The sequence below is a fragment of the Paraburkholderia sp. Ac-20347 genome (assembly GCF_017104805.1).
GTDB classification, from domain to species: Bacteria; Pseudomonadota; Gammaproteobacteria; order Burkholderiales; family Burkholderiaceae; genus Paraburkholderia; species Paraburkholderia tropica.
Window position 1 is genome coordinate 1 of sequence record NZ_JAAGPN010000290.1, and the last position, 9,914, is coordinate 9,914.

The 9,914-nt window shown below is 65.1% G+C and carries 11 protein-coding genes; 4 read left to right on the plus strand and 7 right to left on the minus strand.

All coding sequences use genetic code 11. From position 1 onward, the window contains the following. The 3 genes from G3N97_RS32735 to G3N97_RS32745 all read left to right on the plus strand — a co-directional run. The coding region (locus G3N97_RS32735; RefSeq protein WP_205997063.1) for a helix-turn-helix domain-containing protein at positions 1-537 on the plus strand (537 nt) is incomplete at its 5' end. A 274-nt stretch (positions 538-811) separates the two neighbouring features. Next, positions 812-1,435, plus strand: a complete 624-nt coding sequence (locus G3N97_RS32740) for a helix-hairpin-helix domain-containing protein (RefSeq protein ID WP_205997064.1) — start codon at positions 812-814, stop codon at positions 1,433-1,435. Between the two features lie 111 nt (positions 1,436-1,546). Beyond that, entirely contained in the window at positions 1,547-1,987 is a 441-nt protein-coding gene (locus G3N97_RS32745) for a YidB family protein (protein WP_205997065.1), read from the plus strand. 161 nt (positions 1,988-2,148) lie between these two features. Here the strand turns inward: G3N97_RS32745 and clpB are convergent, their stop codons facing one another. Together clpB and G3N97_RS32755 are read right to left on the minus strand one after the other, a co-directional pair. Beyond that, positions 2,149-4,746 carry an ATP-dependent chaperone ClpB gene (gene clpB / locus G3N97_RS32750; protein ID WP_124261024.1) on the minus strand — a complete coding sequence of 866 codons (2,598 nt, stop codon included), beginning with the start codon at positions 4,744-4,746 and terminating at the stop codon, positions 2,149-2,151. Between the two features lie 208 nt (positions 4,747-4,954). Next, entirely contained in the window at positions 4,955-5,443 is a 489-nt protein-coding gene (locus G3N97_RS32755) for an Rrf2 family transcriptional regulator (RefSeq protein ID WP_205997066.1), read from the minus strand. Positions 5,444-5,626: 183 nt separating this feature from the next. Between G3N97_RS32755 and G3N97_RS32760 the strand changes: the two genes are divergently transcribed. Continuing rightward, entirely contained in the window at positions 5,627-6,223 is a 597-nt protein-coding gene (locus tag G3N97_RS32760) for a group III truncated hemoglobin (protein WP_241030978.1), read from the plus strand. A 118-nt stretch (positions 6,224-6,341) separates the two neighbouring features. Here the strand turns inward: G3N97_RS32760 and G3N97_RS32765 are convergent, their stop codons facing one another. The 5 genes from G3N97_RS32765 to G3N97_RS32785 all read right to left on the minus strand — a co-directional run. Continuing rightward, positions 6,342-7,697, minus strand: coding sequence for a HipA domain-containing protein (locus G3N97_RS32765; RefSeq protein ID WP_205997067.1), 1,356 nt, complete (start codon positions 7,695-7,697; stop codon positions 6,342-6,344). Then, on the minus strand, positions 7,697-7,999 hold the full coding sequence (locus G3N97_RS32770; RefSeq protein ID WP_241030979.1) for a helix-turn-helix transcriptional regulator: 303 nt from the start codon (positions 7,997-7,999) through the stop codon (positions 7,697-7,699). Before G3N97_RS32770 ends, G3N97_RS32765 begins: the two co-directional genes overlap by 1 nt. Positions 8,000-8,250: 251 nt before the next feature. Further along, the gene (locus G3N97_RS32775) at positions 8,251-8,733 is read right to left on the minus strand and encodes a molybdenum cofactor biosynthesis protein MoaE (protein ID WP_205997068.1); all 483 of its coding nucleotides are present in this window, start codon (positions 8,731-8,733) and stop codon (positions 8,251-8,253) included. 29 nt (positions 8,734-8,762) lie between these two features. Then, the gene (gene moaD, locus G3N97_RS32780; protein WP_074984234.1) at positions 8,763-9,020 is read right to left on the minus strand and encodes a molybdopterin converting factor subunit 1; all 258 of its coding nucleotides are present in this window, start codon (positions 9,018-9,020) and stop codon (positions 8,763-8,765) included. A gap of 10 nt (positions 9,021-9,030) precedes the next feature. Next, positions 9,031-9,914 (minus strand): molybdopterin molybdotransferase MoeA (locus G3N97_RS32785; RefSeq protein ID WP_205997069.1); only part of this gene is annotated, 884 nt, incomplete at its 5' end.

Genomic DNA, 9,914 nt, shown 5'->3' on the forward strand with positions numbered 1-9,914 from the left:
CATTTGAGCGCCGACCTCGCCGCGCAATTGCCGGCTTCTCCTGGTGGTTCCACCGTGGCGTCGCCCGCGCCCGAGCTCGAACGCAAGCGCGAGCGCGCAACGCCACACACCGAGCGCGCCCGCATCCCGCGCGCCCCCACCCCCCACCGCTGGCGTCCCGATCCCCCACCCGCCGCCGCGCTCGCCGCGCAACTCGCCGCCTATGCGTGGCCCGGCAATCTGCGCCAGTTGCGCAACGCCATGCGCTACGCATGCGCCGTTTGCGATACCGTGCGCGTGGAGGCGCGGCATTTGAGCGCCGACCTCGCCGCGCAATTGCCGGCTTCTCCTGGTGGTTCCACCGTGGCGTCGCCCGCGCCCGAGCTCGAACGCAAGCGCGAGCGCGCAACGCCACACACCGAGCGCGCCCGCATCCTCGCCGCCCTCACCGCCCACCGCTGGCGTCCCGACGCCGCCGCCGCCGCGCTCGGCATCTCGCGCGCGACGCTCTATCGACGGATCGCGAAGCACGGCATCGTCGGGCCGCATCGCGCCTGAGCCGCCGTTTCAGCGGCGGTTTTCACGCGCGCGCACCGTCATGGCGCACGCGCGCTCGTTGCGTCCGCCGCGATCGGCCTGTGCGCTCAATGCACAGAAGTATTAAATATTGTGCGGCGCGATTGTCTTGCCACGAAACGCTCGGTATAAATCGTCCGCTTCCCGTCCACGCAGGCGCGAACTGTCCTATCCTGATAGCGCAGCGCCCACCGACTGGATGCGTCGTCCGTTCCCGGCTAACCGAATTCGAATTGCCCTCAATGGAGTGATTGCCATGCTGAAGAAGCTGCTGATGCTGTTCCTCGCACTCGGTCTGTCGCTGTCCGCCGCGCTGGCCGCGGCTGTCGAAGTCAATACCGCCGATCAGGCGGCGCTCGAATCGGTCAAGGGCATCGGCCCCGTCCACGCCAAGGCAATCCTCGACGAACGCAGCAAAAACGGCCCGTTCAAGGACGCGGACGATCTCGTCACGCGCGTGAAGGGCATCGGTCCGAAGTCGGTGCAGAATCTCGAAGCAGCCGGTCTGACGATCAACGGTTCGTCGGCGCCGCCGGCTGGCAAAGCGGCTGCGTCGTCGAAGAGCAGCAAATCAGCGGCGACCACGACTGCACCCGCCGCCACGGCCGGCACCGCGCCGAATCCGATGACCACGGCCCCGACGTCAGCTGCGCCCGCCACCACGGCCACGACCGCGCCGGCCGCCTCGGACGCCAAGGCCGGCAAGTCCAAACGCAAGAGCAAGAAGGACAAGGAAGCCGCCGCCGCGAGCGCCGCGCAGGCGGGTTCCGCCGCGCCCGCCGCCACCGCGCCGGCCGCCGCTTCGGATACCAAAGCAAAGAAGAGCAAGAAGTCGAAGAAGAGCAAGGCCGCGTCCGACGCGGCCGCTTCGGGCGCTTGAGTTCGCGCGCCCGCTTTCCGGCACTTTCTGCCATCCCCGCGGCGCGCCTCGTGCGCGCCGTCCGATTTTCCGGCCGCGTCCCCCGTCGCGGCCATCATTAGTGAGATCGTCATGAGCCTGCTCGATACCCTCGGTTCCCTGCTCGGTTCGTCGCAACAGCAACAAGGCGGCGGCCAAACTCAACTCCTCGCGCTCGCGATGGAATTCGTCAACAACCAGCCGGGCGGCCTGAACGGCCTCATCCAGAAGTTCCAGCAAGGCGGTCTCGGCGACGTCGTGCAGTCGTGGGTCGGCAACGGCGAGAACCAGTCGGTTTCGCCCGATCAGCTGCATAACGTGCTCGGCTCGGACGTCGTCTCGGGTCTCGCGCAGAAGGTCGGCATGCAGCCCGAACAGGTCAGCGGCCTGCTCGCCCAGGTGCTGCCGCACGTCGTGAACGCGGGCACGCCGAACGGCGAAGTGCCGCAGGGCGGCCAGATCAACACCGAAAGCGTGCTCGGCACGCTCGGCGGCCTCGCGGCGCTGTTCGGCGGCGGCAACAAGCAGGCTTGATGCGCTGACGCGCGGCGCGCGTGCCGGTGCGTTTCGATGCGTGCTGGTGCGTACTTGTGCGTACTTGCGCAACGCCCATGAAAAAGGGCTCCCCGAATCGGGGAGCCCTTTTTGTTTGAAGCGCGACAGATTCCCGTCGCGCCACGCGTGCATCAGCGGACTTAGTGAACGACGCGCTCGAACACGAGCTTGCCGTCCTGGACGTCGACCGGAATCACGTCCTTCGGCCCGAACTTGCCCGCGAGGATCAGCTTGGCGACCGGATTCTCGATCTCCTGCTGGATCGCGCGCTTGAGCGGCCGCGCACCGAACAGCGGGTCGTAGCCGACATCCGCGATCTTGCCGAGCGCTTCGTCCGACACCACGAGTTCCATGTCGAGCTTTTCCAGACGCTCGCGCAGACGCTGCAGCTGGATCTTCGCGATCGACTCGATGTTGTCCTTGCCGAGCGCATGGAACACGACGACTTCGTCGATCCGGTTCAGGAACTCGGGGCGGAACTGCAGCTTCACTTCGTTCCAGACCGCTTCCTTGACCGCTTCCTGCGGCTCGCCGTGCATCGACTGGATGAGGTGCGAACCGAGGTTCGAGGTCATCACGATCACCGTGTTCTTGAAGTCGACGGTGCGGCCCTGGCCGTCGGTCATGCGGCCGTCGTCGAGCACCTGCAACAGCACGTTGAACACGTCCGGGTGCGCCTTCTCGACTTCGTCGAGCAGGATCACGCTATACGGCTTGCGGCGCACGGCCTCGGTCAGATAACCGCCTTCCTCGTAACCGACGTAGCCCGGCGGCGCGCCGATCAGACGCGCGACGCTGTGCTTCTCCATGAACTCGCTCATGTCGATGCGGATGAGGTGATCCTCCGAATCGAACAGGAAACCGGCGAGCGCCTTGCACAACTCGGTCTTGCCCACGCCCGTCGGCCCGAGGAACAGGAACGAGCCGTACGGCTTGTTCGGGTCCGCGAGACCGGCGCGCGAACGGCGGATCGCATCCGACACCGCGTTGATCGCCTCGTCCTGGCCGACCACGCGCTCATGCAGCTTGTCTTCGATCAGCAGCAGCTTTTCGCGCTCGCCCTGCATCATGCGCGAGACCGGAATGCCGGTCGAACGCGACACGACTTCCGCGATTTCCTCGGCGCCCACCTGCGTGCGCAGCAGACGATGACGCTTCGGGCTGTTCTGCTCGGTGGCCTCGGCCTGCGCGACCTGCTTGAGCTGCGCTTCGAGTTGCGGCAGCTTGCCGTACTGCAATTCCGCGACCTTTTCGAGCTTGCCTTCGCGCTGGAACTTCGTGATCTCGGCGCGCACCTTGTCGATGTCTTCCTTGATCTGCGCGCTGCCCTGCACCGCGGCCTTCTCGGCGGTCCAGATCTCTTCGAGGTCCTTATATTCGAGGCTCAGGCGATCGATTTCCTCTTCGATCAGCTGCAGACGCTTCTGCGACGCTTCGTCCTTTTCCTTCTTGACGGCTTCGCGCTCGATCTTCAGCTGGATCAGACGACGATCGAGCTTGTCCATCTCTTCCGGCTTCGAATCGATTTCCATCTTGATCTTCGACGCCGCTTCGTCGATCAGGTCGATGGCCTTGTCCGGCAGGAAGCGATCGGTGATATAGCGATGCGACAGTTCCGCGGCCGCGACGATCGCCGGGTCGGTGATTTCCACGCCGTGGTGCAGTTCGTACTTCTCCTGCAGACCGCGCAGAATCGCGATGGTCGCTTCCACCGACGGTTCGTCGACGAGCACCTTCTGGAAGCGGCGTTCGAGCGCGGCGTCCTTCTCGATGTACTTGCGATATTCGTCGAGCGTGGTCGCGCCGATGCAATGCAGCTCGCCGCGCGAGAGCGCCGGCTTGAGCATGTTGCCCGCGTCCATCGCGCCTTCGGCCTTGCCCGCGCCGACCATCGTGTGAATTTCGTCGATGAAGACGATGGTCTGGCCTTCGTCCTTGGCGATGTCGTTGAGCACCGACTTCAGGCGTTCCTCGAACTCGCCGCGATACTTCGCGCCCGCCAGCAGCGCGGCCATGTCGAGCGAAAGCACGCGCTTGCCCTTGAGCGTTTCCGGCACTTCGCCGTTGACGATGCGCTGCGCGAGACCTTCGACGATGGCCGTCTTGCCCACGCCCGGCTCGCCGATCAGCACCGGATTGTTCTTGGTGCGGCGTTGCAGGATCTGGATCGAGCGGCGGATTTCGTCGTCGCGGCCAATCACCGGATCGAGCTTGCCGGCGCGCGCGCGCTCGGTCAGGTCGACCGTGTACTTCTTGAGCGCCTCGCGCTGGCTTTCGGCGTCCTGGCTATGCACCTGCGCGCCGCCGCGCACCGCGACGATGGCCGCTTCGAGCGCCTTGCGCGTGAGACCGTTCTTGCGCGCGATCTGGCCCGCGTCGCCCTTGTCGTCGGCGACGGCGAGCAGGAACATTTCGCTCGCGATATAGGTGTCGTTGAGCTTCTGCGCTTCCTTGTCGGCCTGATTGAGCAGACCCGTCAGCTCGCGCCCGACCTGCACGTTGCCGTCGGTGCCCTGCACCTGCGGCAAGCGGTTGATGGCGTCGTTGAGCGCATTCTGCAGCGCCTGAACCTGCACGCCGGCGCGCGACATCAGCGAACGCGCGGAACCGTCCTGCTGCGCGACGAGCGCCGCCAGCAGATGGACCGGTTCGATGTATTGATTGTCGCGGCCGACGGCCAGGCTTTGTGCGTCGGCGAGTGCTTCCTGAAACTTGGTGGTGAGCTTGTCGATTCTCATTTAAAACGAGACCTCCAGTAATCTTGACTGTCACCAAATTTAAGGGCCATTGCGCCGGTTTCAAGCGCACAGGCCGTCATTTTTTCCGATTTTTAATATGAAGGCGCGCTGGATGCGCAGACCGCCGTCCGCAGCGAGGACGACGGTGAAAACGGAGAATCTGCCGGATTGAAGCGCCCCTGGAGACGCGGCGCGATGTCAGGCAGCGTCAGCGCGTGGCGCTGCTCGCCTTCGCACGCGGCATGAAGTTGACGGGCGCAATGCCGAGCACGCCGCTCAGTTCATGCTCGGGCTGCGCCAGTTCGCCGATGGTGTGACGATCGAGTTCGGCGAGAAAGGCGTCGCGCGCGGCCGCCAGCGCGTGCTTGAGGCGACACTGCGGTTCGATGACGCAGCCGCGGCGCTCGCCGTGTTCGTCGGGAAAACAGCCGACCAGCGCGAAATCGCTCTCGGTGTGGCGCACCACGGTGCCGACGCTCAGCGACAGCGAATCCGCCGCAAGCCGCAGACCGCCGTTACGGCCACGCAGGGTGTCGACCCAGCCGAGTTCGCCCAGCCGCTGCACGACCTTCATCAGATGGTTCTTCGAGATGCCGTAGGCGTCGGAGATTTCCTGGATCGTCGCCAGGCCGTCGCGGCGCAGCGCGAGGTACAGCATCACGCGCAGCGAGTAGTCGGTGTAGTCGGTCAGTCTCATGGCGATCGTTAAAAAATGAGTCAGGTCAATCGTGACGCTAATGCGTCTAAGATAACATGCAGCGCCCATGCAGGTTTTGCGCTGTCTGGGTATCATGACGCTTCGTATTTCCAGGCATTTTCCGGCATTTCCAGCCGCATCGGAACGTGCCGCGGCATTTGTACCCTCCGCAACAAGCCCATCATGACCGACGCACGCCCCGCCCCCGCTCCGCAAGATCCGCTGCCCACGCAGGCGCTTGCCGCCCCCTACGCCGAGCCGACCGAAGACAACATCCGCGAACTCGTCTACGCGTTCTATGATCGCGTGCGCGCGGACGCGCTGCTCGGTCCGGTTTTCGACGGCATGCTGGCCGGGCGCTGGGACGACCATCTGCCGAAGATGGTGCGTTTCTGGTCGAGCCTCGTGCTCGGCACGAAAACGTACCGCGGCAACGTGCAGCAAGCCCACAACCCTGTGGAAGGCGTCGAGCCGCGTCATTTCAGCCGCTGGCTCCATCTGTTTCTCGATACCGTGCAGGCGCGCTACGAGCCTGCCGCCGCGCTCCAGTTCATGGAGCCCGCGCTGCGGATCGCGCAGAGCCTGCAACTGAGCAAGTTCGGCTGGGATTATCAAATTCCGCCCGAACAGCAGGCCCTGCTCGATGCGGTCGCGCCGCGCCGCCGTCCCGCAGGCCACGGACACGATCACGAGCTGCCCACCCGCCCGCCTGGCGAGCCGTTTCCGACGCGCATCGTCGGCCGTTCGATGGACACGGACGAAGCCGATCGCGCGAACTGAGCGACGACTGCGTCCGGCGTCGTCGGCTGATTCTGGCTGTTAGTTGCGATTCATCATCCGGATACACGCGATCTGCCCCGTTTTATGCGCATAAGGCGGCGCAGCCTCGCGTTCCGCTTTAAAACAGGCTGCGATTGACCTTCGGCACCTCGGGCGCCAGTTTCAGCAGCGCCTCGCTCTGCGCGACGACAAAGCGCGCCACCTCGTCCACCAGCGTCCGTTCCTCGCCCACATAAACCTCGGCGCGCGCCAGTTCCGGCGCGAGCGCACTCGCCTGCCGCGCCATCCGCACGATCTCGCGCTCCAGAAAACGCGGCTGCGTGCCCGTGCGCTGGGCGAAATCCGCCAGCGCGTACGGCGTCAGCTCCTGTAGCCGGAATACATCGCCATAGGCCATCGCCATATCCTGCTCGACGTGCTCGCCGTAGGCGTTCACCGACACGAGGTCGTACAGCGGCGCAGGCTCCAGATTCGACGCGCGCATGAAAAACGAGATGTTCTTGCCATGCGCGTCGCTATTGCCGATCAGCACGTGCAGCAGCGCCCAGCGCACGAGAAAGGTACGCGTCGACAGCGGATTGTCGAAATACGGTTCGAGCGCGAACAGCTTCTCGAAGCTCACGCCTTCGCGGATATTGCGCACGTCGGCGACATTGCCGAAATTGCGCTCGTATTTAAACGACACCGGCAGATCCAGCGCCTGACAGCCGTCGATCACATGCCGCCGACGCACCGCCGTCACGGTCTCGCCATCGGCGGGATCGACCGCCACTTCGCGGTCGAAACGCTCGATCAGCAAAATCGGCTCGGGTATGCGGCGGATCTCGACCGGCGCAACCTTGAGCCCCAGACGCGCCGCTAGCGTCATGCAGAAGTGCTCGTTGGCGACCATGTACGGCGTCACGGCATTGCGCGACTCGGGCTTGAGAATATGCGTCGAACTGAGCGCGCCGTCCGCGAGCGCGAGGCGCGCGCCTTCCGCCAGCACCTGCAGCTTGTCCTGATAACCGGCGACCGAGAGCCGCACCTTGCCGTCCCAGACCGGGAAATCGACGAGATCGCGTTCGCGAATCCGCTGACTCAGTTCTTCCGTCGAAATCGGCCTGCGCAGCGGCGGCGCGGCTTCGACCGGCGCGTCGGGCAGGTCCGAGGGCGGCGCGAAGCTCAGCGCGCCGACCGGTTCCTTGCCGAGCACGCGCACGAGCCCGAAGACGTTCTCCTTCGAGATCTGATTGACGATCGATGCGACATCGAGCGCGCGGCCTTCCGGCAGCAGGTTCTGCAGAAAACGCTGCACCGCGCCCGGCGCCGTGACTTCGCCCGAAAGCGGGATATGCGGCGAGAGCGGAAAGGCGTCGTCGCGCTGGCGCCAGGCCGCGTCGTAGTCGAAACCGTAGCGCTCCTCGCGCGATTCGAAGCTCAACGTGCCGACCGGCGCATCGCCGGTCGTGACGCGCAGCGTATGGGCGGCCATTAGGCCGTCTCCTGCGTTCCGGGCGGCGTCAGCTTGCGCAGCGCCGTGCTGGCTTCGCTGCGCGGCAGAACCAGCAGGCTGAGCCCGAGCCCGTTGAGGATCAGGAACACCTTGTCGAGACTGACCGAGCGACCGTTTTCGAGCCGCGACAGCACGTCCTTGGAGACGCCGAGCATCTGCGCGGCATCGTCGATACGCAGTTCGCTTTGTGCGCGGCGATTGCGCACGAGCAGGCCGAGCGCGGCCATGTCGCGCGCCAGCGGGTCCGGGCGTTCAATCGGTCGGGGCAAGGTGCGAGGCATGGCGGGCGCGTCCAGAATGTCCAGAATCTCGGGATGAGCCGCTCGACGCGGCCATAATTCCGAGAATATCAGAATTATTCGGTTGGACGCCGCTTTAGACCAATAGTTCTCGTATTTCAGGAATAAAGTGACACGACTCGCCTGTCGCGGCTGTTATTCGCATATTCCAGGAACTATTCTGAGAAAATTGTCGATGCGCTTGTTATTCTGATATTTCAGGAACAATCGACAGAAAGCGCGTGCCTGCGCGTTTAATCCGGCTTGACCGCCGCATTCCCCGACTCGATCCCCCAACGCGCCAGCGCCGCATCGTCGCTTTCGCGCGCGTCGACCCAGCGCGCGCCGTGCTCGGTCGCTTCCTTCTTCCAGAACGGCGCTTCGCTTTTCAGGTAATCCATCACGAACTCACACGACGCGAACGCATCGCCGCGATGCTTCGACGTCGTCGCGACCAGCACGATCTGATCGAGCGGCGCAAGTTGCCCAACCCGATGCACGATCAGCACCTCGATGCCCGGCCAACGCGTGCGCGCCGCCTCGACGATGCTCTCCAGCGCCTTCTCCGTCATCCCTGGATAGTGCTCGAGTTCCATCCCCGCGACCGCGCTGCCGTCGTTCAGGTCGCGCACGGTGCCAACGAAGCACGCCACCGCACCGATCGACGGATTGTTGGCGCGCAGTTGCGCGACTTCCGTCGTCAGGTCGAAATCCCCGGTCTGAACCCGCACGGGCATGACTGCTCTCCTTGATCGTCGGGAAGGGTTCAGCCGCCGGTCACGGGCGGGAAAAACGCGACTTCGCAGCCTTCGGTGATACGCGTGCGCGGGTCGGTCATGACGTGGTTGCACGCCATGCGCAGCGAACGGCCTTCTGCCAGCGTCTCCGCCCAGACGCCGCCGCGTGCGCGCAGCCAGCCGCGCACATCGCCGACCGTGACGATGCTGTCGGGCAGCGTGACCGTTTCATCGGCGACGCCCAGTGCTTCACGCACGCTCGCAAAAAATTTCAGCTGGATTTTCATCGTGTCAAACTCAGTACAGCAATTCGGTGAAGGGGATGAAGCGCACGGTTTCACCGGCGCTGATCGCGTGATTCGGCGGATTGTCGATGATGCCGTCTCCCCAGACCGTCGAGGTCAGCACCGCCGAACTCTGGTTCGAGAACAGGTCGAGGCCGCCCGCCGGGTTCACGCGCGCGCGCAGGAACTCGTTGCGGCGATCCGATTTGGTCTGCGTGAAATCGGCGCGCAGCGAGAGCGCGCGCGGACTGACGTGCGCGACACCCGCGAGACGCAGCAGGAACGGGCGCACGAACAGCAGGAAGGTCACGAAGCTCGACACCGGATTGCCCGGCAGCCCGATGAAAAACGCCTCGCCCGCCTGCCCCGCTTCCTTCGCGCCACGCCGCACCGCGCCGAACGCGAGCGGCTTGCCCGGCTTCATGGCGATCTGCCACATGCCGATATGGCCTTCGGCCTCCACGGCCGGACGCACGTGGTCCTCCTCGCCTACCGAGACGCCGCCCGACGTGAGAATCAGATCGTGCTGCGCGGCGGCTTCGCGCAAGGTCGCGCGCGTGGCGTCGAGCTGATCGGGAACGATGCCGTAATCGGTCACGTCGCAGCCCAGATTGCGCAGCAGGCCCGTGAGCGTGAAACGGTTCGAGTTGTAGATCGAACCCGGTTTGAGCGGCTCGCCGGGCATCGTCAGTTCGTCGCCGGTGAAGAACACCGCCACCTTCACGCGGCGCGTGACGGTGAGCGTCGCGCAGCCGACCGAGGCCGCCAGCCCGAGCGCCGCGGGCGACAGGCGCGTGCCCACGGGCAGGATCACCGAATCCTTCTTGATGTCCGCGCCCTGGGCCGTGATCCACTCGCCGGCCTTGGGCGTGTGCAGGAACGTCACTTCGCCGTCGC